This window comes from Muriicola sp., from assembly GCF_041567615.1.
GTDB lineage: Bacteria > Bacteroidota > Bacteroidia > Flavobacteriales > Flavobacteriaceae > Muriicola.
Map to the genome: position 1 here is coordinate 1 of NZ_JBFGBM010000004.1, position 23100 is coordinate 23100.

22 protein-coding genes are annotated in these 23100 nt (G+C 50.2%); 8 read left to right on the plus strand and 14 right to left on the minus strand.

Annotation, left to right across the window (positions count from 1 at the left end):
• From ABYP73_RS00565 to ABYP73_RS00595, 7 genes are all read left to right on the plus strand, one after another.
• Positions 1-373, plus strand: a 373-nt coding sequence (locus tag ABYP73_RS00565; RefSeq protein WP_372973155.1) for a VanZ family protein, incomplete at its 5' end; no start/stop codon positions are given.
• 62 nt (positions 374-435) lie between these two features.
• A complete protein-coding gene (locus ABYP73_RS00570) occupies positions 436-1023 on the plus strand; it encodes an SET domain-containing protein (RefSeq protein ID WP_372973156.1) in 588 nt (195 codons plus the stop codon).
• Between the two features lie 82 nt (positions 1024-1105).
• A complete protein-coding gene (locus ABYP73_RS00575; protein WP_372973157.1) occupies positions 1106-1585 on the plus strand; it encodes a DinB family protein in 480 nt (159 codons plus the stop codon).
• A gap of 111 nt (positions 1586-1696) precedes the next feature.
• Positions 1697-2116 (plus strand): hypothetical protein, encoded by a 420-nt coding sequence (locus tag ABYP73_RS00580; protein WP_372946567.1) that lies wholly within the window; start codon positions 1697-1699, stop codon positions 2114-2116.
• Between the two features lie 118 nt (positions 2117-2234).
• Positions 2235-2999, plus strand: coding sequence for a hypothetical protein (locus ABYP73_RS00585; RefSeq protein ID WP_372973158.1), 765 nt, complete (start codon positions 2235-2237; stop codon positions 2997-2999).
• 99 nt (positions 3000-3098) lie between these two features.
• A complete protein-coding gene (locus tag ABYP73_RS00590; protein WP_372945783.1) occupies positions 3099-3275 on the plus strand; it encodes a hypothetical protein in 177 nt (58 codons plus the stop codon).
• Positions 3272-3658 carry a hypothetical protein gene (locus tag ABYP73_RS00595; RefSeq protein WP_372945784.1) on the plus strand — a complete coding sequence of 129 codons (387 nt, stop codon included), beginning with the start codon at positions 3272-3274 and terminating at the stop codon, positions 3656-3658. The genes ABYP73_RS00590 and ABYP73_RS00595 overlap by 4 nt, the downstream gene beginning before the upstream one ends.
• Positions 3659-3660: 2 nt before the next feature.
• On the opposite strand, the gene acs is transcribed toward ABYP73_RS00595, so the two are convergent.
• The 9 genes from acs to ABYP73_RS00640 all read right to left on the minus strand — a co-directional run bounded on the left by acs (position 3661) and on the right by ABYP73_RS00640 (position 16802).
• On the minus strand, positions 3661-5568 hold the full coding sequence (gene acs / locus ABYP73_RS00600) for an acetate--CoA ligase (protein WP_372945785.1): 1908 nt from the start codon (positions 5566-5568) through the stop codon (positions 3661-3663).
• A 10-nt stretch (positions 5569-5578) separates the two neighbouring features.
• Positions 5579-7270 (minus strand): sodium:solute symporter family protein, encoded by a 1692-nt coding sequence (locus ABYP73_RS00605; RefSeq protein ID WP_372973159.1) that lies wholly within the window; start codon positions 7268-7270, stop codon positions 5579-5581.
• A gap of 21 nt (positions 7271-7291) precedes the next feature.
• Positions 7292-7558 carry a DUF4212 domain-containing protein gene (locus tag ABYP73_RS00610; RefSeq protein ID WP_372945787.1) on the minus strand — a complete coding sequence of 89 codons (267 nt, stop codon included), beginning with the start codon at positions 7556-7558 and terminating at the stop codon, positions 7292-7294.
• A 79-nt stretch (positions 7559-7637) separates the two neighbouring features.
• Positions 7638-7820, minus strand: coding sequence for a CPXCG motif-containing cysteine-rich protein (locus ABYP73_RS00615; RefSeq protein ID WP_372973160.1), 183 nt, complete (start codon positions 7818-7820; stop codon positions 7638-7640).
• Between the two features lie 8 nt (positions 7821-7828).
• Positions 7829-9184 carry a TolC family protein gene (locus ABYP73_RS00620; RefSeq protein WP_372973161.1) on the minus strand — a complete coding sequence of 452 codons (1356 nt, stop codon included), beginning with the start codon at positions 9182-9184 and terminating at the stop codon, positions 7829-7831.
• Positions 9181-12480 carry an efflux RND transporter permease subunit gene (locus tag ABYP73_RS00625; protein WP_372944543.1) on the minus strand — a complete coding sequence of 1100 codons (3300 nt, stop codon included), beginning with the start codon at positions 12478-12480 and terminating at the stop codon, positions 9181-9183. The genes ABYP73_RS00620 and ABYP73_RS00625 overlap by 4 nt, the downstream gene beginning before the upstream one ends.
• 1 nt (position 12481) lies before the next feature.
• Entirely contained in the window at positions 12482-13633 is a 1152-nt protein-coding gene (locus ABYP73_RS00630; protein WP_372973162.1) for an efflux RND transporter periplasmic adaptor subunit, read from the minus strand.
• A 169-nt stretch (positions 13634-13802) separates the two neighbouring features.
• Positions 13803-14711 (minus strand): hypothetical protein, encoded by a 909-nt coding sequence (locus ABYP73_RS00635; RefSeq protein ID WP_372944541.1) that lies wholly within the window; start codon positions 14709-14711, stop codon positions 13803-13805.
• 183 nt (positions 14712-14894) lie between these two features.
• Complete coding sequence (locus ABYP73_RS00640; protein ID WP_372973163.1) at positions 14895-16802, minus strand: ABC-F family ATP-binding cassette domain-containing protein; 1908 nt, start codon at positions 16800-16802, stop codon at positions 14895-14897.
• Positions 16803-16865: 63 nt separating this feature from the next.
• Between ABYP73_RS00640 and ABYP73_RS00645 the strand changes: the two genes are divergently transcribed.
• Positions 16866-17273 (plus strand): DUF983 domain-containing protein, encoded by a 408-nt coding sequence (locus tag ABYP73_RS00645; RefSeq protein WP_372973164.1) that lies wholly within the window; start codon positions 16866-16868, stop codon positions 17271-17273.
• Here ABYP73_RS00645 and ABYP73_RS00650 read toward each other — a convergent pair.
• The 5 genes from ABYP73_RS00650 to gldK form a co-directional block, all read right to left on the minus strand.
• Positions 17239-18303, minus strand: coding sequence for an NAD(P)/FAD-dependent oxidoreductase (locus ABYP73_RS00650; protein WP_372973165.1), 1065 nt, complete (start codon positions 18301-18303; stop codon positions 17239-17241). The genes ABYP73_RS00645 and ABYP73_RS00650 overlap by 35 nt on opposite strands.
• 75 nt (positions 18304-18378) lie before the next feature.
• Positions 18379-19281 (minus strand): gliding motility protein GldN, encoded by a 903-nt coding sequence (gldN, locus tag ABYP73_RS00655; protein ID WP_372944537.1) that lies wholly within the window; start codon positions 19279-19281, stop codon positions 18379-18381.
• A 24-nt stretch (positions 19282-19305) separates the two neighbouring features.
• Positions 19306-20874 (minus strand): gliding motility protein GldM, encoded by a 1569-nt coding sequence (gldM, locus tag ABYP73_RS00660; protein ID WP_372944536.1) that lies wholly within the window; start codon positions 20872-20874, stop codon positions 19306-19308.
• Between the two features lie 55 nt (positions 20875-20929).
• A complete protein-coding gene (gene gldL, locus ABYP73_RS00665; protein WP_372944535.1) occupies positions 20930-21577 on the minus strand; it encodes a gliding motility protein GldL in 648 nt (215 codons plus the stop codon).
• 65 nt (positions 21578-21642) lie between these two features.
• Positions 21643-22998 carry a gliding motility lipoprotein GldK gene (gene gldK, locus ABYP73_RS00670; protein ID WP_372944534.1) on the minus strand — a complete coding sequence of 452 codons (1356 nt, stop codon included), beginning with the start codon at positions 22996-22998 and terminating at the stop codon, positions 21643-21645.
• Positions 22999-23100 lie beyond the last annotated feature (102 nt).

The window sequence follows — 23100 nt, forward strand, 5'->3', positions numbered from 1 at the left end:
ATTGATCCGAAGGCCCGGGGCTGTGGAATACGCTTTTCTGATCGGAATCGCAGCGGTCTATTTGATGTTCTTTTTTCGGCTTGGGGCTCCTGAACGCAGTCACCTCATCGAATACAGCGTACTGGCTGTGTTGCTGCACAAGGCATTCGGAAAAAGGTACGCCGGAGAAAATGGAATCTGGAAGCCGGGATTATTCGCCTGGGTTTGGGGAGTAAGCCTGGGTAGCCTGGATGAAGGGATACAGTTCTTCCTCCCGAACAGGGTGTTTGACCCTTTGGATATAGCCTTTAACAGCATAGCCGTGACCATGGCCATCGCTGCCTCCGTTTCGCTTTTCCTCCTGAGAAATTTCATCAAAAAAAAAAGCAGTTAGGCAGGTCGGGCGAATCCAATTGATAAGTACATTTAATCAGGTCATCCTTTACACCGGACAGTATGATCCATCCTGATACGGAACTGCGTTTTATTAATAAGGCCATCGGCTACGGCGTGGTAGCTACCAGGGATATTCCGGCAGGGACTATCACCTGGGTACTCGATGCACTCGACAGGGAGTTCACCCCCTCACAATACGATCAGATGCCTCCTATCTACAAGAAGCTGCTCGATACATACACTTACAGGAACAACAAAGGCCATTATATCCTTTGCTGGGATCTGGGTCGCTACGTCAACCACAGTTTCAAGTCGAACTGCCTCTCCACCGCATACGAATTCGAGATCGCCATACGCGACATTAAAAAAGGGGAACAGCTCACAGATGATTACGGGTATTTGAACTTACAGGAACCTTTCAGGGGGATGGATGAAGGCACAGAGCGAAAAGTGGTCTACCCGGATGATCTTCTGTATTACCACCAGATATGGGATGCAGATATCCGTAAGGTTTTTGGCCTGATCCCAACGAGGAAACAACCCCTCAGGCCCCTGGTAAATGAACCTACCTGGAAGACCGTCCTGGAGATCATCGATGGAAAAAAAGAGATGGATTCCATACTTTTGAATTATTACCGGGGAAGTTAACTACTACCCCGGCATCCTTGGATCATTCTCTTAAAACGAAAGGCCGTGTCCTTTCTGGAGTGTGATGTAAACCGCTTTTTATATGCCGAACAATCGCACCTCCTTTATCGCAAAAAACCTGGAAGGTTTCCATTTTGGGGGTAATTGGACCGCCGTCAACCTGCAGGATGCCCTGGCAGGGCTCACCTGGGAAGAGGCCCACGAAAAAATAGCCTCTTTGCATTCCATTGCAGAATTGGTCTACCACATCAATTATTTCATAAAAGTGGTGAACCGGGTACTGCAGGGGCAACCCCTTGCAGGAAAAGATTCCGAGAGCTTCGACGTCCCCAAAATCACCTCACAGGAGGGGTGGGAAGCCTTTCTCAAGGAGGTTTGGGACGATGCCCGGACCTTTACCAGACTGGCCCGGGACCTGCCAGATCAGAAGCTGAACGAGATCTTTTCTGATCCTAAGTACGGTACCTATGAAAGAAATCTCTACGGGCTTGTAGAACACGGTCATTACCACCTCGGACAGATCGTCCTGATCAGGAAACTCCTGAAAGAAAGGAACTTCTAACACGGGAACTCTCCCGTCTGTTATTCCCATTTGGGATAAAATCCCTAATTTTAACGAAAGGGGGTAAGGAAAGAACCACCCCCCGAAGTCAACAACCTAAAACCAACCACCATGAATCCCATCTTCAGGAATATTTTGGCCGTGATCGCCGGACTGGTCATCGGCAGTGCTGTAAACATGTTCTTTATCTCCCTCAATGGCAGAGTTATTACCCTGCCTGAAGGCGCCGATGTGAGCACTATGGAAGGGCTTGCCGAAAGTATGTCGCTCTTTGAACCCAAACACTTCATCTTTCCTTTCCTAGCCCACGCCATGGGTACGCTGGTCGGGGCGTATTTCGCCGCCAGGATAGCAGCCAACAGGAAAATGCTGTTCGCCATGGTCATAGGGGTGGCTTTTCTTGCAGGAGGGATCATAAACGTGATCAATTTACCGGCTCCGGGCTGGTTCTCAACCCTAGACCTCCTACTAGCTTATATCCCCATGGGTTGGTTAGGGGGAAAGTTAGGCAGTAAAGTCTCTAAGAAATGAGGTCTTACAACAGTCCTACGTGTCATTCTTTATCTCATGGTCAGATATCGTTTGATCCGATCAAAATCAAGTTGCAACATACCTTTCATTATATATAAACCTAAAAACCAACTAACCGATGTCTGAAACTAGAAAATCGAAATCAGCCTGGGAGATCACCCAGTCTGTCATTTTGCTCCTCACCCCCGTCCTCGTTGCTGTAATGGGTTATTTCTTCAACAGGAGCCTCACCCAGATCGAAAGCCAGATCGCCAACGTTTCTGCCATGCAACCCTTTATGGAAATGATCGCGGATGAGGATATTACCACCTCCAAGATGGGTGCCTATGCTATTTACATGTTGAAGAAAGACGACGACCCTCAAATTGCGGCCCAGATGATCCTTGCCCCGGGAAAACAACATTTGATGGACGTCCTGGTCGATATCGGAACACGGGACACGGCGATTAAAAACGTGGTGAACCGGGTACTGGAAAACCTCGACCTGAATCCGGGAGATTCGACTCAACTCTCTCATCTCTCTGATATTCAGAGAAATGCCCTGCAGATCATCGATAAGATAGACGAGCAGACTGCAAGTTCCACTGAATTTACCACTGCCGGGGCTGATACCAAACTCATCGCCACAGACTGGCTGTATCTGGGCAACTTTACACCTGGATTTACCAGCGATAGGATCATCTCGGGGAATCCCGAGATAGGACAAACTTACGAATTGATCAAAGGTGCCAACGTAAGGGCGGATAAGCCGAGAAAAGAAAATGGATACAGGTTACCCCCTTTTGTGAGGGTCGCTAAAAAAGGGAGCAAAATCAGAGTGGATACGCTTACCACAGATAAAAAACAACACAAATGGGCCCGCGTATTTTTTGTAGGAGACTAGTAACCCTTAATTCGCTACTACTGGAAGAATCAAATCTATTTTTCTGAAAAACCCCTGTCAATCAATCTGCTGTTCCATGAAAAAACACAAAGTAATGCTATGAAAAAAGTTCTGATCTTAAATGCCCTGATATGGGCAGCCGTAATTCTCTTGGCCTCCTTACTTGTCGGGGATCATCCCCAATACCAGATCCTTATCGGAGTCCTGGCCGTCGGTTTTACCCTGCAAAACGGCTTTACCTATGCATTTTTAAAAGGGAAAGACAATGCTCAATGAATATATTGGCCCTTATCATCACCATCCTCTTTGGCCTTTTCCTGGTTGCCGTGGGATTTGTGATGCTCGTTGCCCCTGCACTCGCATGGCGTATCCTGAGTAAGGCCGGGAGCACTCCTTTGATCAACTACGGGGAACTTATCCTGCGAATGATCCCTGCGGCGGGACTCATCCTTTACGCACCTCAGTCAGGATTCCCGCAGGTATTTGAATGGCTGGGATGGTTTATGCTGGGGACCTCGGTGGTACTCATCCTGCTTCCCCGTCGCTGGCATCACGCCTACGCCCGCCGGTGTGCGGCCCTTCTCCCCCCGCCCACACTAAGGTTGATGGCCCCGTTATCCTTTGCTTTCGGGGGATTCATCCTGTATGCCGTCCTCTGATCTTACTGGGCGTCCCTGATGATCTCTTCGACCACTTCGGGATTCAGCAGGGTACTGATGTCCCCCAGGTTAGAGGTATCTTTCGCTGCGATCTTCCTTAGGATCCGCCTCATGATCTTGCCGCTCCTGGTCTTGGGCAGGCCGGGTACGAATTGGATCTTATCCAGTTTGGCAATAGGACCTATATGCTCTGCGATCTGCTGGTTGATCTCCTTTTTCAGGTTCTCCCTGTCCCTGGCTTCCCCTACTTCTTTCAGGATCACAAATCCGTATAGCGCATTCCCCTTGACGTCATGAGGGAATCCTACAATGGCTGATTCTGAGACGGCCTGGTGCTCATTGATGGCATCCTCGATGGGGGCCGTACCCAGGTTATGGCCGGAGACGATGATCACATCGTCAACCCTTCCTGTGATCCGGTAGTACCCCACGGCATTCCGCATGGCGCCATCACCGGTAAAGTACTTATTCTCAAATGCCGAAAAATACGTTTCGTAATACCGCTTGTGATCTCCCCATATCGTTCGGGCCATGGAAGGCCAGGGGAATTTGATGCAGAGCCTCCCCTCTACCTGGTTGCCTTTGATCTCATCGCCTTTCTCATCCATCAGGGCAGGCTGTACGCCGATAAATGGCAGGGTGGCATAGGTGGGCGTGGTGGGCGTCACGTAGGGGATGGGTGAGATCATGATGCCGCCGGTCTCAGTCTGCCACCAGGTGTCTACGATCGGACTCTTATTTTTTCCGATGTTGTTGTTATACCAGTTCCAGGCCTCTTCATTGATGGGTTCCCCAACAGTGCCCAGCACCTTGATGGAAGACAGGTCGTGTTTCTCCACATAATCGAGGCTTTCCTTTGCCAGGGCCCGGATGGCCGTAGGTGCTGTATAGAATTGGGTCACCTTGTGCTTGGCCACAACATCCCAGAATCGTCCGTGGTCCGGATAGGTAGGCACCCCTTCGAACATGACGGTGGTAGCCCCATTGGCCAGAGGACCATAAACAATGTAGGAATGTCCTGTGATCCAGCCGATATCGGCCGTACACCAGTAAATATCCTCCTCCCTGTACCTGAATATATTTTTAAACGTGTAGGCTGTGAATACCATATATCCGCCGGAACTGTGTACCATGCCTTTGGGTTTACCCGTGGATCCCGAAGTGTAGAGGATGAACAGGGGGTCTTCTGCATCCATGATCTCCGGTTTACACTCATCCTCAGCCTTCTCCAGCAGGGGTTCTAACCAATGGTCCCTGCCTTTGACCATTTCCACCTTCCCTCCCGTGCGTTTGACCACGAGAACGGTCTCCACCCCTTCACAGTCCTTCAGGCTTTGATCAACGATACCCTTGAGATCGATGGTCTTGGCTCCCCGGTAAGAACCGTCTGAAGTGATCACCATCCTGCAGTCACAGTCGTTTATCCTCGCGGCCAGGGCCTGGGAAGAGAAACCGGCAAAGACCACGGAATGAATGGCCCCGATCCGGGCACAGGCCAGGACCGAAACGGCCAGCTCCGGGATCATAGGAAGGTAAATGCAGACCCTGTCCCCTTTTTTTACCCCCTGGGATTTCAGGACATTGGCAAAACGGCACACACGGGTGTACAACTCGTTATACGAAATATGCAGGGCTTTCTCTTCGGGGTCGTTAGGTTCAAACAGGATCGCGGTCTTCTCACCCCTAATGGCCAGGTGTCTGTCCAGGCAATTCTCCGTGATATTTAATTTTGCCCCTTCGAACCAGGCTACTTCCGGCTTGGAGAAATCCCAGCGCATAACGCGATTCCATCTCTTTCTCCATAAGAAATGTTCTTCTGCGATCTCTTCCCAGAAATTCTCGGGTTCCCTTACCGATTTTCTGTAAAGCTGGAAATACTCTTCTAGGTTTTTGATACTGTAATTGCTCATAAGATCATTTTTAATGCGGACTGGCTTCCCCGGCCCCTTTAGGCAGTCGTATATTCTCGACGATCTCCTGCACTTCCTCGGGCGGATCCCGGAAGAGGCCCGAAACGGAAAGGGATACTATAAAATTAAGCAACATTGCCACGGTTCCAAAGCCTTCGGGTGAGATTCCATACCACCAGTCTTCCGGGGTCCCGCCTCCAAACATATCGAATTTGAACCTCAGCATGTAGTAGAGCATCGCCCCGATCCCCACAACCATACCGGCGGTAGCTCCTTCCTTGTTCATCTTTTTATAGAAGATCCCCAGGATGATCGCCGGAAAAAAGGAAGCCGCCGCCAAACCACAGGCCAGGGCCACCGTAGCAGCCACGAAATCAGGCGGATTGATACCAAAATACCCGGCAATACACACAGCGATCACGGCAGAGATGCGTGCGAGGACAAGCTCGCTTCTGTCCGAGATGTCAGGTTTCCATTGCTTTTTGATCAGGTCGTGGGAGATGGCCGTTGAAATGACCAGCAACAGGCCCGCTGCTGTAGAAAGGGCAGCAGCCAGGCCTCCGGCCGCCACCAGGGCGATCACCCAGTTGGGCAGGTCGGCGATTTCAGGATTGGCCAGAACCGTGATGTCCGGATCCACCGTCAACTCATTCTTCCCCCCATCCCCGGTGTATTGTATGAGTCCGTCCTGATTCTTGTCCTCGAAGACAATAAGTCCGGTAGTTTCCCATTTGCGAAACCATTCGGGCATGGCTTCATAGGGCTGACCGCTCACGGTTTCCAGGAGGTTGGTTCTGGCAAAGACGGCCACTGCCGGGGCCGTGGTATACAGGACGGCGATAAAGAGCAGGGCATACCCTGCAGATTTCCTGGCGTCTCTCACCTTGGGAACGGTAAAGAACCTGACGATGACATGAGGCAGCCCGGCCGTTCCTACCATGAGGGCAGCAGTGATACAGAGGATATCGAGGGTCGATTTGGAACCGTCCGTATAGGCCGTAAACCCGAGGGCCTCGGAAAGACCGTCGAGCTTGTCCAGCAGAAAAGTCTCCTCCCCCAGTACGCGGGAACCCATGCCCAACTGGGGAACAGGGTTGCCTGTCATCTGTATGGAGATAAAGATCGCCGGGACCATAAAAGCGAAGATCAGGACGCAGTACTGGGCTACCTGAGTATAGGTGATCCCCTTCATACCCCCCAGGACGGCATAGAACAGCACGATCAGCATCCCGATGATCACCCCTGTATCTATCGGCACCTCCAGGAATCTGGAGAAGACAAGGCCCACCCCCCGCATCTGCCCGGCCACATAGGTAAAAGATACCATGAGGGCACAGAATACAGCCACGGTCCTGGTGATATTGGAATAGTACCGGTCGCCGATAAAATCAGGTACCGTGAACTTCCCGAATTTTCTGAGATAGGGAGCCAGGAGAAGTGCCAGCAGTACATATCCGCCCGTCCATCCCATGAGGTAGACAGAGCCGTCATATCCGGTAAAAGAGAGCAGTCCCGCCATCCCCAGGAAAGAGGCTGCAGACATCCAGTCGGCTGCAGTGGCCAGTCCATTCGCCAATGCCGGGACATGGCCGCCGGCAATGTAAAAATCGCTGGTTGAGTTGGCGCGGGACCAGATGGCGATCCCGATGTAGAGGGAAAAGGATATGACCACCAGGAGCAATGTCCAGCTCTGCACGTCCATATTCAAAACTTTAAACAGGGATTAGTCCTCGTCATTGTATCCGTATTTCTTGTCGAGTTTATTCATAAGACGGACATAGATAAAGATGAGGAGTACAAAGACGTAGATAGCGCCCTGCTGGGCAAACCAGAATCCCAGCCCAAAGCCACCGATTTTAATGGTGTTCAATTCCTCTTTAAAAAGGATACCGGCACCGAAAGATACCAGAAACCAAATGGCCAGGAGCAGGATAAGATATCTGAGGTTCTGCTTCCAGTAGACCCTGGCGTTATGTCGAGGTTTTTCCATTGTCCCTTATACAAGGAACAAAATACTAAATTCCACGGGATTTAAAACAGTTGAGGGTCTGATCCATGTAAGGATCTGATCATTGACCCAGTGGCTGGGCGTCGAATTGTCTGAGTTCGTGAGCTTCGCAGATCACGGTGAACTCAATGGGGTTACAACACACCTCGCAGTCCTCCACATAGGTCTGCTGCCCGACGGAAGTATCCAGGAGCACAGAGATCTCCTTCCAGCAATAGGGGCATTGGAAAAAGTGTTCGTGCATCCTTCTTATTACAATTCTATGTTCAGCAACTGTCCGGTGAGCTGGAGCAGTTGCAGCTCGGCCAGCTTGGCGTCGTATTTTGAAAGGTTCTTGTTGGTCTGGGCGTTGAGCAGGTTGATCTGAGCCTGCCTGAATTCAATGGAAGTGATGCGCCCCAGCTGGAACTGTTCCCGGGAGCGCTCAAAATTATTCTCGTTGGTGATCACATTCTGTTCCTGGATAGCGTAGATCGCCAGGCGGTTCTCATAAATCTGAAGGGCATTGAGGATATCGCGGTCTACCTCCAGTTCGATCTGTTTCTTCAGCAGGTCCTGGTTCTCAAAAGCGATCTTGGCGTTCTTCACCCGCACGGCCGTACTTCCCCCGTCAAAGAGGTTCCAGGTGAGGCGGGCACCGAAGTTGATGTTGTACGTGGTGTTGTTCGTCCCTGGGAAGAAGGCCGAGGGTGGGTTCTGGTTCAGGTTCCACCCGTAGGAACCGCTCAGACCTATGGTAGGCAAATAGCCGCTCCTGCTCACCTTGATATCGTATTCGTTGATCTTCAGGTTCTTCTCGGTCTGCAGCAGGGCTACGTTATTCTCTTTGGCTGTGGCGATGAACTCGTCCAACTCCAGCCTGGGGATGAAATTGACCACCGTGTCTACGGCAAAGGTCTCATTGAGGTTCTGGTTGAGGACCACATTGAGATCCCTTTTCGCATTGGCCAGCTGCTGTTTGGCGTTTAACAGGTTGATGCTGTCATTAGTCACATCCACCTGGGCATTCAGGATATCGAGCTTGGTGTTCTGCCCGTATTCAAAAGCGTATTCCGCCCTGGTGATACGGTCCCTGGAGATTTCCAGGGCCTGTCTAAAGACATTGACGTTCTCCGTAAGGCGGGCCACCTCGAAATACACGCTGAACAGCTGCAGCATGGTATTTTCAATAGTCTCCCTGGCCTGGAGTTCGGTGAGCTCGTATTGCTCCTGCAGGCTTTTGTAATTGTACAGCCTCCCCAGACCGTCAAAAAGGGTATAGTCCAGGGTAACCCCCGTATTGTATCTCTGCGCCTCGGCCTTGTTGAGTTCAAAATCGGGTCTGGGCTGACCGTTCTCATCGAGCTGGCCGGGAAATTCTACCGTGATATCATCCCTGTTGTAGGTAGCCGCTGCATTGGCCGTCAGGGTTGGGAGAAATCCGGAATTCAGGATGCTCTGGTTGTTTTCCGCGATCTCTACCTGGTTCCGGGCCACCTTGATCCCAAAATTGTTCTCCAGGGCCAGCGTCATGGCTTCCTGCTTGGAGAGGGTAGGTTCTTGAGCAAATCCGGTAAATATTCCAAGGGAAAAGACCAGGAACAGGATAGTAGGGTAACTTCTTCTCATGAATCGGTGTCTTCTAAATGTACCGTTTCTTTCAGGTTTTTCTTTTTGTTTTGTCGGGGGATCCGGGAAGCGTGGCCGTTAGTAGCAACTTCTAATTTCTCCTTTAGCTTGGCTTCCTGTTTCTGCTCTTTGATCACCCTTTCCACGGCTTCCTTGTTCAGCCTTTCTCCTGTTTTCAGCCAGGCAATATTTCCTTTGAACGTATTGATGGCAGACAAGAGTAAGGGCAGCATCAAAAGAGTCAGTACCGTAGCTATCCCGATCCCATATGAGATGGAGATGGCCATGGGCTTTAGGAACTGTGCCTGCCGGCTCTTTTCCAGCAGCAGAGGGGCCAACCCGGCGATCGTAGTCAATGACGTCAGGAAAATAGCCCTGAAGCGGGATTTCCCGGCTTCGTACAGAGCATCGTCAAAGTTCATCCCCTGCCTGAGGTAACCGTTAAATTTTCCAATAAGTACGAGACCGTCGTTCACCATGATACCGATGAGGGCAATGATCCCCAGGGCAGAAAGCACGTTGATGGGGAAACCGTGTATATAATGCCCCCAGGCTACCCCGATCACGCTGAAAGGGATCATGGAGAGCAGAATCACAGGCTGGCTGTAAGACCGGAAGGTAAAGGCGATCACGGCAAAGATCAGGAACAGGATCACAGGGAATACAGCGTTGGCAGAACGTGATAATTTCTGAGCTTCCCGGTTCTGTCCCTCATAGGAAACAGAAAGGGTAGGGTATTTGGCCAGGAGGCCCGGTATGAAATTCTGTTGCACGTCGAACAGGATGTCGGTAGCACTTTCGTTGGGGTTTTCGAGGTCGGCCTCTACCCTGATCTCCCGCTGCCCGTCTAGGTGGCTGATAGACTCATCCCCCCTGGCGATGGAATAGGTAGCGATCTCAGAAAAGGGCACCCTCTGACCTGTGGGGGTCAGAATCCTCATGTCATCCAGATCTGATATGCTGGATCGGTTAGAACGGTCGTATCGCACCCAAACGCGGATCTCATCCTGACCCCTCTGGAACCGCTGGGCCTGGGCCCCGAAGAATCCCGCGCGAACCTGGCTCATGACGGATTGAAGATTCAGGCCGAGCGCATAGGCATTTTCCTTGAGTTCTATATCGAGTTCCTTGATCCCTTCCGGATCTGTATCGGTCACATCCCTGAGCTTGGGATTGCTCTCCAGGTATGCCCGTAGTTCTTCCTTGGCACCCTCGAGTTGTTCATTGTCGTTTCCGAGCAAAGCAATGGAAACCGGGCTTCCCCCGAAATTCCCTCCCGAGCCGAAGGTGAGCCGCTCCACCCCGTAGACTTGGCCAACCTCATTGCGGATCGCATTGGTGATCTCGGGGGAAGGAAAGTCCCGTTCTTCTCCGGGTAAGAGGTTCACCCTCAGGGAAGCCTTGTTGTTCCCGGGGCCTACCCTTTTGATGATATTCTCCACCACCTGCAGGTTCCCGCTCTGGCGGGCCGTAAAATCCTCATTTACCCTCCATGCGGCTGCCTCCACCCTTGAGATGATCTCTTCGGTGATCTCCGGATTGGTACCCTCGGGCATGAGCAATTCGATACTCACCTGGTCGCTGGCTACACTGGGGAACAAGGTCACACGGACCACCCCGGAGATAATAGAGGCGAAGGTAATCACCAGTAATCCCGTAAAGATGGAGAAGCTGATAAACCTGTGGTTGAGCACAAAATGCAGGGCGGGGCTGTAGAGCTTGTCCCTTAGGTAGCTCATAACGCGGTCCCCGATCTTGTTAAAGACCCTCAGTTTCGTCAGGAATTTATCGACACCGGTCTGCTTCTCGAGTTCTTCCGGCGTCTGTCTGACCAGCGCCTTGGAGTGGGCAATGTGGGCCGGCAAAATGATCAGTGCCTCAAAGAGGGAAACCGTCAGGGTCAGGATCACCACCGTCGAAACTTCTCCGAAAAATTCTCCTATCCGGCTGTCTAGGAAGAGGAAGGTAGAGAAGGCCAATATGGTGGTGATGATGGCCGACAGGATGGGGGGAATCACTTCCACCGTCCCGTCTATGGCCGCCTGAACAGGCGATTTGCCCATTTCGTAATGCTGATAAATGTTTTCTGAGATCACGATCCCGTCATCCACAAGGATTCCGATCACGATGATCATCCCGAAAAGGGACAGGATATTGATAGTGACCGAAAACATGGCTGCAAAGATGAACATCCCAAGGAAGGAGATGGGCAGGCCAAAGGCCACCCAGAAGGCCAGGCGGGTGTTCAGGAAGAACGAGAGGAATAAAAGGACCAGCAAAATCCCTATGGCCCCGTTCTCGATTAGGAGGGCCGTCCTTTGCTTCAGGGAAATGGAAGCATCGGAGACCACATCCAGGCGCACGTTGTTGTGCGTGGCATTGTAATTTTCTATGTATTCGTTGATCTTATCCGCTGTGGAGATCAGATCTTCGCTATTGGTATTGCTTACCTGCACATTCACAGAGAGGTTCCCGTTGAAAAAACTCACATTGGGGTTCTCCGAGAAGCGGTCCCTCACCTCAGCCACATCGCTCAGCCTTATGATATTCCCACTGGCATCAGAGCGCACCACCAGGTTGTTGAGTTCGTCCCCGTAGTAGGAACGGTTCTTGGCCCGGATCAGGTAGTCTTCCTGTTCTGTCTTTATTTCGCCTCCCGTGGTCAGGATGTTGCTTTGACCTACGGCCTGGGCCACTTCCTGGAAGGAGAGGTTGTAAGCGAGGAGGTCTCTTTCCCTGACAGCGATCTCAATTTCCTCCTCGGGATAGCCCGTGATCTCGATCTGCGAGATTCCCTCCATGGCCCTGAGATCGTATTCGATCTTTCTCGTGATCTGTTTCAGGTTGACCAGGGAGATCCCCTTACCACTGACGGCAAAACTGATAGTGGGCCTGATAGATTCCTGTTTGGCCACCACGAGGGGTTCCATCCCCCCGGGAAAGTTAGGGACGCGGTCGACCGCATTTTTTACTTCTGTCAGGATCACATCGATATCCTCATCGGCATCGATCTCTACGGTGATACTACCCCCGTTCTCTCTGGAGGTGGAAGTGACCCTTTCGATCCCCACCAGCCCTTTGAGATTATCCTCAATCTTCAGGACTACCCCTTCCTCGATCTCCAGTGGAGCGGCGCCGGGATAATTTATATTGATCGTGATGATCTGGGAGTCGATCAGGGGGAAAAAGGACGATTTCATCCTCAGGGCACCCACGATCCCAAAGACCACAAAGGCAAGGATGATCACATTTACTGCGACATCAAACCTGATAAAATAACCTATGATCTTTCTCATCTTACGGGACAGGATTGATTTCTGAAGCGGACGCAAGGCTTGTCGTGTCCCGGTACGCTCTTACCACCATGCCCGCATAGGCCCCCGGTACCGGGCGGGACAGGATGACTGTGCCGTCTTCAATACCTTTTAGGATGGCGGTCTTGTCCGAAAAAAATACGGGCTTAACCTCCAGCACATCGAGGACACTGTCCCTTACTACAAAGAGTTCCTTCTGGTCATTCAACAACTTTCTCGAGATCTCGAAGGCGTTCTCCTCGTTTCGACCCTCTATACTGGCTTCCAGGTACATCCCTTCTTTTACCCGGTCATCCTTTACATCGATAAATATGGAAACAGTCTGAGACTCCTGGTTCACCGCAGCGTTGATCCTGGCTACTTTACCACGGAATTGCTGTGTTCCATCCAGGTTCTCCAGGGCTACCTCTTCCCCCACTTTCAGGAATTCGCTATACGATTTGTTAACGGCCACCTGCAGTTCGTAAATTTTAGGGTTGATGAATTCCCCGAGTTTCTGACTCGGCCGGATCAGGCTTCCCTCAGTGACCAGGGCCTCTGTCAGCACCCCGTTAAAAGGAGCGCGAATTACGTATTTGGAGAGCCTCCTCTCCAGGTTCTTCACATTGTAATAAGTAGTGACAATATTCCTTCCGCTGATGAAATAACGTTCTTTTTCTGAAGTGATCTCGGGCAGGTCTGGCGTGCTTTTCTCCAGGTCGAAACCGTTGAGGTAGGCCTGCCATTTAGGATATACTTCCGGGTAATCCAGCCTGAGGTCCGGCATGGCGGCAGTGATCAGATTGTAGAGATTGCTTTTGGCACTTTGAACGGAGGCAGCGTATTCATCGGCATCAATACGCAGGAGAACCTCCCCTTTCCTGAATGCCTGTCCCGGTTTAAACGAGTGGCTGCTGCTCCTGAAGATCCCCTGGACTTCCGAGAAGATCTCAACCCTTTCCTTGGCCACCAGATTCCCGTTGGCGGGGATCACGATGGGGATGGTCCTGTTGACCACGGTATCGACAAATACGGTTTTGATCTCCCTGCGGGCTACAGGCCTCTTTTCCTCCTCGGCGCTCACGAGGAGATAGGCCACATATACGGCCAGGACCAGGATAATAACACCGAGGGAGTAGAGTATAATTTTTCTCATCCGGGAGGGTTGATTTGTTTAATGATAGGCCACAAAACTAGAGAATACTTCCCTTGAGGCGAGTTAAATAAAACCTAAAGTGTTACATCCTTCGGGCCTGATCCTCAACAAAAAAAGAGGTGAAAAATCACCTCTTTTTGACAGTTAACCAACTTAAAACCGAATCTTATTACTCGGGGTCGTTATCGTTTTTCTTTTTCCCATCGGGTTCATCGTCATCAAACATGGTCTCCACAACACGTGTTTTCTTAAAGTCGAGCTCTTTGAAATTCAATTTACTGTCGCTCTTGTCGTAGTCGAAGACCAGGAATTGTTTGGTATTCATGCCCTCCAGGTTCTTGAGGGAGTTGAATTTGTTGTTCTGTATCTGCAGGATCTCCAGGCTTGCCAGCTGAGTGAATTCCTGGGGGATCTCCCCATCGAGCTGGTTATTGGCCAGGATGAGTTCCCTCAATTCCACAAGTTGTCCGAATTCCCTTGGGATAGACCCTTCGAGGGTATTCTCAAAAAGCCCCAGACTTTCGAGTTGAGTCAGCTTGCCGAGTGATTCCGGGATGGCCCCCTTTAGGTTATTGCTGGAGAGATTGAGAACCTTCAGCTTGGTGAGCTCTCCCATACTCGCAGGAATGCTTCCTGTAAAGAAGTTGTTGAAGGCTGTCAGCTCACGGAGGTTCTTCAAACTCCCAAGTGACTCGGGCAGCTCGCCCTTAAACCGGTTCATTTCTATTTTGATCACCTCCAGGTTTTCCATGTGTGCAATGCCCTGTGGCAATTCACCGGTAAGTCCGTTGAAGGCCAGGTTGAGTACCTTGAGATGCGTCAGTTTTCCAAGGCTTTCCGGGAGGACGCCTTTCAGGTTATTCCTGAAGAGTTCAATCGCCACCACATGATCGTCTACCACCTTAACCCCGTACCAGGAACTAACAGGAGCATTGAGATCCCAGGTGCGTACCCAGTCCTTTCCGTTCGTGCTTTCATACAGGTCTTCCAGGGCCGACCTTTCGTTTTTGGTCACCTCTGCTGAAACCATCAGGCAGGAAGCCAGTGCGATAAGGGACAGAAGAAATGTTTTTTTCATCGAAGTACTTTTGAAGTTTACCCTTACAATAAATCTTATAGAAAAACTCAGAATTACCTTACAAAGATACCTGAAAGTAAGGATTAACTCCCTATTTACACGACGAACGGCCTGTATTTGTTGTGAAACCTTAGATTTTTGTGGTATCCTGAATTAAGGCGCCTCAAATCCGTGAATAACGGCCTAATTCTCGAGCGAGAGCGTGATCTCCTCCCATTGTTTCATCAGGGATTCCAGCCGCTTTTTTTTCTCCTGGTACCGGTCAAAGAAATCGGGCCTTGAAATGGTCTCATCGTAATTCATCAACAGGTCGTGATCGATCTCGGCGATCTCTTTTTCAAGTGAGCTGATCTCACTTTCCACCTTGCTGAGCTTGTTCTTCAGGCTTTTCTCCTTTTTCTGATCCTTATAGGACTTTTCGGCTTCAGAAGAGACCTCCTTGCCGGGAGCCGGAGCCGATTTCTTTTCGATCTCCCTGAAATCTTGTGCCTTTCGCTCCGAGAGGAAGAAATTGATATCCCCCAGGTATTCCTTGATCTTTCGATCCTTAAACTCGTACACCTTATTGGTGAGGCCCTGGAGGAAGTCCCTGTCGTGGGAGACCACGATGAGGGTGCCCTGGAAATGGATCAGGGCCTGTTTCAGTACATTCTTGGAGGCGATATCGAGGTGGTTGGTCGGCTCATCCATAACCAGCACGTTGAAGGGCTGCAACAGCATCTTGGCAAGAGCCAGTCGGTTTCGCTCACCCCCTGAGAGGACCTTTACGTATTTATCCACCTCGTCCCCGCTGAAGAGAAAGGAGCCCAGGATATCCCTGACCTTGCTCCTGTTCGATTCATTGGCGGCATCGATCATGGTATCGAGAACAGTCTTGTTTCCATCGAGGTATTCGGCCTGGTTCTGGGCGAAATAACCGATCTGTACGTTATGACCGAGCTTTACCTTCCCCCGGCAATCGATCTCGCCCACCAGGATCTTGGCCAGGGTGGTCTTACCCTGCCCGTTCTGACCGACAAAAGCAGTTTTGCTGTCTCGTTCAAGCAACAGGTTGATATCGTTGAGTACTTCTTTGGAGCCATAGTGTTTACTGACCCCTTCCATTTCTGCCACCACCTTGCCAGGGGTCACGGAAACAGGGAACCTGACCCTGAATACGCTGTTGTCTGTCTGGTCTACCTCGATCCGTTCCATGCGGTCCAGTTTCTTGATCAGGGACTGAGCCATGGAGGCTTTGGAAGCCTTGGCACGGAATTTCTCAATAAGCCGTTCTGCCTGCTGGATCTCCCTTTCCTGGTTCTTAAGGGCATTGAGCTGCTGCTCCCTGATCTCTTCCCTCAGTACGAGGAATTGGGAATAGGGTTTGTTGTAGTCATAGATCCTGCCCAGGGAGATCTCTATAGTGCGGTTGGTGACATTGTCCAGGAACATCTTGTCGTGGGATACGATCACCACAGCGCCCGGAAAAGCGATCAGGAATTGTTCCAGCCAGAGGATGGATTCAATATCGAGGTGGTTCGTAGGTTCGTCCAGCAGGAGGACGTCATTTTGCTGTAGCAGGAGTTTCGCCAGTTCAATCCGCATGCGCCATCCCCCGGAAAAGGTATCGGTCTTCTTGTTGAATTCCTCCCGTTTAAACCCCAGCCCCTGGAGGATCTTTTCGGTCTCACCCTGGTAGTTGTAGCCGCCCAGGATCTCGTAACGGTGGGTCAGGTCGTTTAGGTCTACCATCAGCTGGTGATAGGCTTCGCTTTCGTAATCCGTCCGTTCGGCCAGTTGCTCGTTGATCTCAGCCAATTCCTTTTCGATCCCCTGCAGTGTCTCAAAGGCCTTGTAAGCCTCTTCCAGAACGGTGTTCCCTTCCTCAAAGTCGATATCCTGCCTCAGGAATCCGATACTGAGATCCTTATCAGAGGCTATGGTCCCCGAATCCGGGGCCATGTCCCCAGCCAGGAGTTTCAGGAGGGTCGACTTCCCTGCGCCGTTCCTTCCGATAAGTCCGACGCGGTCTCCCGGGTGCAATCGAAATGAGATCTCCTCAAACAGGGTTTCCCCTGAGAAGGAGACGGAAAGATTGTGCACATTTAACATGATTGTAACCCGGTTTACAGAGATTGGAAAGCAATAAAGTATCTTTGCTCAAAAGTTTTGCAAATGTTAAAAAAAGGAGACAAACTCTACAGCATTTTAACAGGAAGTTGCCCCAAATGCCATATGGAAAGCATGTATGAGAACCGGAATCCGTACAACCCGGGATCCCTGTTCAAAATGCACGAGCGATGTTCCCATTGCGGCACGAAGTACAAAATGGAACCTTCCTTCTTCTACGGGGCTATGTACGTGAGTTATGCTGTGGGGATCGCTTTTGCCGTGGCCGCCTTCGTGATCTCCTTTTTGCTCTTAGGGGCTACTTTGCTCCAGACCTTTATCAGCATTATCGGTACCCTGATTGTATTCCTCCCGGTGATTATCCGACTTTCGCGAAATATCTGGATCAATTTCTTTATCCATTACGATCGGGAGGCGCTCACACAGCGCCGTGCTTCTCGTAGCGCTTCCTGAATCTCTCAATATCCATATCCTGTGGGAGCTCCTTCCCGGACTCGATAAACCCGTACAGGGCTTTGGAAGCATAAGGGGCGATCATAACCCCCCTTGAACCGAAACCGTTCAGCACATAGAGGTCTTTATAAGCGGGATGTCTTCCCACCAGAGGTCTGCGGTCTGCCACCGTAGGACGAATTCCGGCTACGTGATCCACGACCTGGTAATCGCATTTCAGGAAGGATCGGAGTTTGGTTTCCAGTTCTTCCCTGGCTGCCTCGGTGGGCAAATGGGTCTTATCCTGCCATTTGTAGGTGGCCCCGATGCGATAGAGATCGTCACCGAGCGGAATGATAAACACAGAGGATTTGATGACTCGTGTTTCATTGAGTTTGGGAGCTTTTACAGTCAGCAATTCTCCCTTGGTCCCGTTGAGGGGGAGGTAGTTGAAGTAGGGATCCTGCTTCAGCCCGAAGCCCATGGCAAGAACGATTTGCCGGGCCTGCACATCTTTGTATACCACCCCGGTCTCAGGCAATTCCAATGCATCGAAATCGAAAGTTTCAGGAACCAGCAGATCCTTTTTTACAAGATACTGCCGGTAGGCTTCTTGCAGTAATTCTGTATCCAGCCTGCCTGTCCCGAGTACTTCTCCGTAGCCGAAAGGGGCATTGATAGAAGGGTTTGTATTGCTGATCAGATCGGTAGACATGAGTTCCCCCATCCCGGGCTTATCTGAGGCTTCGAACCATCCGTTCTGCTCCTCGGCACTCACGAACCTTCTGAGGACCCTCAGGGGGTGATCCAGGGCAACACCCAGCTTTTTCTCAAGCCCGGCGTAAAAAGCAGGCAAAATGGTCAGTTGTTCATGGGCCCTCCAGGAAAGGGTAAAACGTTTTAGGATTACCGGGTTGTAGAGTCCGCCGGCCACCGTAGAGGCCTTTTGGGAATGGTCACTAATCACCCGAAAGGATTTTCCGTTCCTCTCCAGGGTCTCACAAAATGAAATCCCGGCCAATCCGAGGCCTACAACCAAATAATCCACCATGGGACAAAAATAAAAACGCCGCTTGAATAAAGCGGCGTTTCCATATTATAATTGAATTGGAATGGGCTGAAGGTCTTAGTAGGCCCACATATCCTGCTCCCGGTCTCTGATCGCCTCTTTGATGCGATTGGATTCCAGCAACTGGAACAGGGCATTATCAGCAATGTAATCTTCTATCTTGCGGTCTCCGTGAACGTTGTCCTCCTTGTAGATGACGCCATTGAACCTCCTGGCATTCAACAGCATGTCGAATGAGATAGGCTGGGCGGAGTTCCGCTGGTTGTACACCTTGGCATCGTGCAGGATTTTCCTGGCACTTGGAAACCAGACCCAGAACAGCTCTACCTTATTGTCTCCGGGGCTCATAGACTCATCGTCCACGAAGTTTACGTCCGGAGCCACAGGGGCAATTCCCAAAAGGCGATACTTCAGCTCTCCCTGGCGCTTGTCAAAATACCAAATACCTTTGATGCGATACTCTTCGATATCCGCGGCTGTGATATCCCTCCTGTTTACGTATTCAGGAGAGAGTGCCTCACCGGCGTTGATCTGCTCGTATCCGAGATCTGTTGTATCTATTCGGGTCAGGGTTGCCTTGAGATCCTCGAACTTCCTCTTTTCAGTGAAGTAGGAATCCACATAGACATCCGTTAATTTACCGTTCTTGATGTTCTTGAGAAAGACATCGTAGAGCGACCTCCTGTCGGAGCCGATATCCACTGTATCGGTAGGATAGTAGAGGGGGAAATTCACCCGCTCATCCAGGTCGATCACCTCCCAGATGGTCTTGGACCAGAGGATATCTCTGTCGTCCACATAACCGTAATCCAGGGGAATGTCATCGTCCATCGCCAACTGGTTGGCTGTTTTCTTCCCGATATCCTCAGGCTTCTTGGCATTCAGTATGTTTGCCTGGGCCATGATGGAAATCGGCAGGAGGGAAACAGCTCCAACGAGAATTACATTCTTCCAATTCATAAAATTCAATTTAACTGTCTATTCTTAGTTTGTGATCTCCACTACTACCGGAGACACTTTCTTCAGCTTATAGCTTTTGTTGTTTGTGATATAGGCTTCGATATCGAAGATCTGTACCGCATCACCTCTACCGGCTCTTTTGAGGGCCGATTTAGCCCTGGAATCCAGTTTATTGCCGTTCACGACGACAGTAGGCTGTCCGGGCACTTTGAACTTGAATCCGCTTACAGCGAGGTTCAGGTCGAAGTCGAAGTCCTCAAGCAGGGCTCCCACGGTTGAGATCTCCAGGTTCTGCCTTGGCATCTTTGCGCTTCCGGATTCACCCCTGATAGAACCAGCAGGCCTTGGGATATCCTTGATCCTGAAGGTAGCCGGGGTAGAGATCTTCTTGCCATCAGGCAATACACCAGAGGCATTGATGGTCACCTCGCGACCCTTACCGGGATTCATGACGTATTTGCTTCCTGTCACCCTTTTAAGTCCGGGTGCACTGGCAGATACTTTGTTATCCGGAATTCCGGGGATAGAGATGGTCATTGGGTTAGCCACCCCTCGGTAAACCACGTTCATCTTGTCTGCAGAGATCACAGCCGCTTCGGGCTTGGAAATGGTAGAGAAGGAGTTCTTTACGGGAACTTCTGTTTCCACCCCATCCTGCATGTAGAAGAGGGTACCTGCGATTTCGTGGTCACCTGCGCTTCCTGCATTGATCAAGAGCTCCACGCCTCCTTCTTTGAGTTCGTAGTCTCTTCCTTCTTCCATCTTGCGTCCGTCTATGGTCAGCTCAGCTTTTACAGGCTTGGCAGACCGGTCTGTCTTTCCGAGTACGATGCTTCCGCTGAATTTCTCACCGGAATAGAAGGCCGACTTCTCAGAGAAAAGCTGGGTCTCAAAATTGGTCAGTGATACCTGGCTGGTAAGCTCTCCCTGCAGCATGGCCTTCAAAGCCGCTTCTTCTGTGGCTTTGATATCAGCCTGCAATGCAGTGAGGTTTGCCAGAGAAGCGATCAGAGGGAAACCTTCATAATGATAATTGATCCAGTCTACTTTCACTCCGTCTCTGCGCTCTACTTTGCCATTCTCGTCTCCAGTCTTAAATCGTGCTTTCACCTGATCTGAAACTTCGGGATAACTATTTCCGAGGATAGCGAGCACCTGGGTGCGGTAATCATTGATCCACTTCATGAATTCCTTTCCTTCCGGAGCAAGGTTGTCTCCCTGGAAGAATTTCTGATCCAGATAATCGGCCTTATCCATCACCTGGTAGTCCTTAGGATCCTCCACGTCTTTTGTCATGGAAGATTTTAGATTCTGCAGGTACGTATAATAATCCGATGAAAGTTGCTTGATCTTTTGAGCATCCTGGTACAGCTTTTCGTATTTAGCTGCATCCTCCGATGCTTTTGTCTCAAGGCTGGCCAAAAACGCTTCATTGCTTTCGGTTGCCTTTATATTGGAAGCTTCAAACTTTTCGTTCATAAGACCAAAAGCGGATAAAACTTCCTTACTCATATTGAGCGCCAGCATTGCGATGAAGATCAAATACATAAGATTGATCATCTTCTGACGCGGTGTTGCTTTTCCTGATGCCATGTTTTCTAATTAGATTGGATTTGTAACTTGATTTGGGTTATTGCTTCGCGACTAATTAGTTTCTGCTCATGGCAGACAACATGCCACCATAGACACCATTAAGAGATGAAAGGTTAGACGCCAGTGATTCCATTTGATCTTTCAGAGCGCCGGCGTTCTGAACAACTTCTTCATTGATAGAAGCCTGCCTGCTGGCACTCTCCAACTGAACCTTGTATAGGCTGTTGAGGGATTCCATCTGAGCGGCAGCCTGTGCCATCTCTTCGGAGTACTTCTTGGTGGTTTCAATAGCATCAACAGAAGGGGCAATACCTTTGGCAGCACCTTCGAAATTGCGGATGCTGTCTCCCAGGCTGGACATCAATTCTGCATCGATATTAGCTTCTTTCAAAAGCTCATCCAGTTTCTTGGAAAGCAATCCTTCAGCCTCTTTGGCTTCTTTAGCGGCGTTCTTACCGTTAGACTGTCCGCCAGCCAGTTCCGGATACACCAGAGACCAATCGTATTCGTCATCTACAGGCTCAAATGCACTGATCGCGAAAATGAGGGCTTCTGTGATCAGACCCACGGCGAGGAGGAGACCACCTGTAAGGGGGCCGAACTCCCAGTGAAGGATCTTAAATAAGGCTCCGATAATAACCACCGAAGCACCGAGGCCATAGGCCATGTTGAATAGTTTTTTTGTTGATTTTGACTGTGCCATAATTCTAAGATTTAATTAAGTTTAAAAAAATAAGTATTTGGTTTACGTTTGATTTTGTTGCCTGATTACTGTGTTGAATCTTCTTCTCCCATATAGTCCTGTACGGTCCTGAAGCCGATATAGCTCCTGGCAGAATCCCTGTACTCATAGTCACGTGTACTTACCTGCAGGAAGTACGCAACGTCCTTCCAGGATCCTCCCCTGATCACCTTTCTCGCATTGTCCTTGGAATCTGCGTTAGGGTTCATCGTGGAAGCGTATTCATAAGATCCGGGGAAATAACTGCTGTTGGTCCACTCGGCTACATTACCCGCCATATTGTACAGGTTGAAATCATTGGGTTCGTACGACTTGGCCTCCACGGTATACAAGGCTGCATCGGCAGCATAGTCCCCGCGCTGCGGCTTGAAGTTGGCCATAAAGCAACCGGTGTCACTGATCACGTAAGGGCCTCCCCAGGGATAGGTGCCTCCTTCAATACCCCCTCGGGCAGCGTATTCCCATTCGGCCTCAGTGGGCAGACGGAACTGGTTGACAAACTGCTTGCCACGGGCCTTTTGGTCGTCGTTCTTAAATTTAGTCCTCCAGTGGCAGAACGCCTTAGCCTGTGTCCATGACACTCCTACTACAGGGTAATCACTATAGGCATCGTGCCAGAAGTAATCGTTGTGCATAGGCTCGTTGTAGGAATATTCGAAGTCCCTGATCCAAACGGTGGTATCGGGATAGATCTCGAGTTCTTCGGTACGGATGAACTCTTTCCTTCGCTTGTCTCTGTTTCGGGCAGCTTCTTCGATATCCATCCAGGTATACTTGTATTTTAGTTTAGAAACATCTATGATACGCTGTCCATTGAAAGATTCCTCTTCAGGGATATACAATGAATCCATTACTTCGGCATAGTACTCATCCGGATAATCCGAGGTGTCCCAGACGAGATCCTCATCTGTATTGAGCTTGTACCCTTCGTATCCGGTCTCTCCCATTCCGGAGTAGTTATCCATCATGTATTTCTCATAGACAGACATCCTTGTAGTATCTGCACTCTTGAACGCGTACTCACCGATCCCTCCATCCTCAGGTCCCATTCCGAGCTCATCGGCCAGAATAGCCAAACGGGTCCTCACGATTGAATCGCGGACCCACTCTACGAACTGACGGTATTCACTGTTTGTTATTTCGGTATCGTCCATATAGAACGACCTTACCGTTACTGTTTTGGTGGGGGCATTGAGAACCTGCGCAACATCTTCCTCGCTCTTACCCATGATGAAAGCACCTCTCGGTATGAGCTCCATCCCGTAGGGTTTTTCCGGGTACCACTTCTTTCCTTGGACGCCCACTAGTTCTCCTCTTGTTTTAGACCCGCAACTTGAGAGTAAAAAAACAAACGCTATAGATAACAACAATAGCTTCTTCATACTTAGGTTAAATTTCGATTTAGACTTTAAGCAGTAATGTCAATTATACTCTCTAAAACTACTTTTTGAGTAAATTATTGTACGTTACCAGCCTTCCTGACA

What these genes read in the sequence shown, in the direction of transcription:
- ABYP73_RS00570 (WP_372973156.1), top strand. Translation starts at nt 436, where the DNA reads ATGATCCATCCTGATACGGAACTGCGTTTTATTAATAAGGCCATCGGC.
- ABYP73_RS00575 (WP_372973157.1), top strand. Translation starts at nt 1,106, where the DNA reads ATGCCGAACAATCGCACCTCCTTTATCGCAAAAAACCTGGAAGGTTTC.
- ABYP73_RS00580 (WP_372946567.1), top strand. Translation starts at nt 1,697, where the DNA reads ATGAATCCCATCTTCAGGAATATTTTGGCCGTGATCGCCGGACTGGTC.
- ABYP73_RS00585 (WP_372973158.1), top strand. Translation starts at nt 2,235, where the DNA reads ATGTCTGAAACTAGAAAATCGAAATCAGCCTGGGAGATCACCCAGTCT.
- ABYP73_RS00590 (WP_372945783.1), top strand. Translation starts at nt 3,099, where the DNA reads ATGAAAAAAGTTCTGATCTTAAATGCCCTGATATGGGCAGCCGTAATT.
- ABYP73_RS00595 (WP_372945784.1), top strand. Translation starts at nt 3,272, where the DNA reads ATGAATATATTGGCCCTTATCATCACCATCCTCTTTGGCCTTTTCCTG.
- acs (WP_372945785.1), bottom strand. Translation starts at nt 5,568, where the DNA reads ATGAGCAATTACAGTATCAAAAACCTAGAAGAGTATTTCCAGCTTTAC.
- ABYP73_RS00605 (WP_372973159.1), bottom strand. Translation starts at nt 7,270, where the DNA reads ATGGACGTGCAGAGCTGGACATTGCTCCTGGTGGTCATATCCTTTTCC.
- ABYP73_RS00610 (WP_372945787.1), bottom strand. Translation starts at nt 7,558, where the DNA reads ATGGAAAAACCTCGACATAACGCCAGGGTCTACTGGAAGCAGAACCTC.
- ABYP73_RS00615 (WP_372973160.1), bottom strand. Translation starts at nt 7,820, where the DNA reads ATGCACGAACACTTTTTCCAATGCCCCTATTGCTGGAAGGAGATCTCT.
- ABYP73_RS00620 (WP_372973161.1), bottom strand. Translation starts at nt 9,184, where the DNA reads ATGAGAAGAAGTTACCCTACTATCCTGTTCCTGGTCTTTTCCCTTGGA.
- ABYP73_RS00625 (WP_372944543.1), bottom strand. Translation starts at nt 12,480, where the DNA reads ATGAGAAAGATCATAGGTTATTTTATCAGGTTTGATGTCGCAGTAAAT.
- ABYP73_RS00630 (WP_372973162.1), bottom strand. Translation starts at nt 13,633, where the DNA reads ATGAGAAAAATTATACTCTACTCCCTCGGTGTTATTATCCTGGTCCTG.
- ABYP73_RS00635 (WP_372944541.1), bottom strand. Translation starts at nt 14,711, where the DNA reads ATGAAAAAAACATTTCTTCTGTCCCTTATCGCACTGGCTTCCTGCCTG.
- ABYP73_RS00640 (WP_372973163.1), bottom strand. Translation starts at nt 16,802, where the DNA reads ATGTTAAATGTGCACAATCTTTCCGTCTCCTTCTCAGGGGAAACCCTG.
- ABYP73_RS00645 (WP_372973164.1), top strand. Translation starts at nt 16,866, where the DNA reads ATGTTAAAAAAAGGAGACAAACTCTACAGCATTTTAACAGGAAGTTGC.
- ABYP73_RS00650 (WP_372973165.1), bottom strand. Translation starts at nt 18,303, where the DNA reads ATGGTGGATTATTTGGTTGTAGGCCTCGGATTGGCCGGGATTTCATTT.
- gldN (WP_372944537.1), bottom strand. Translation starts at nt 19,281, where the DNA reads ATGAATTGGAAGAATGTAATTCTCGTTGGAGCTGTTTCCCTCCTGCCG.
- gldM (WP_372944536.1), bottom strand. Translation starts at nt 20,874, where the DNA reads ATGGCATCAGGAAAAGCAACACCGCGTCAGAAGATGATCAATCTTATG.
- gldL (WP_372944535.1), bottom strand. Translation starts at nt 21,577, where the DNA reads ATGGCACAGTCAAAATCAACAAAAAAACTATTCAACATGGCCTATGGC.
- gldK (WP_372944534.1), bottom strand. Translation starts at nt 22,998, where the DNA reads ATGAAGAAGCTATTGTTGTTATCTATAGCGTTTGTTTTTTTACTCTCA.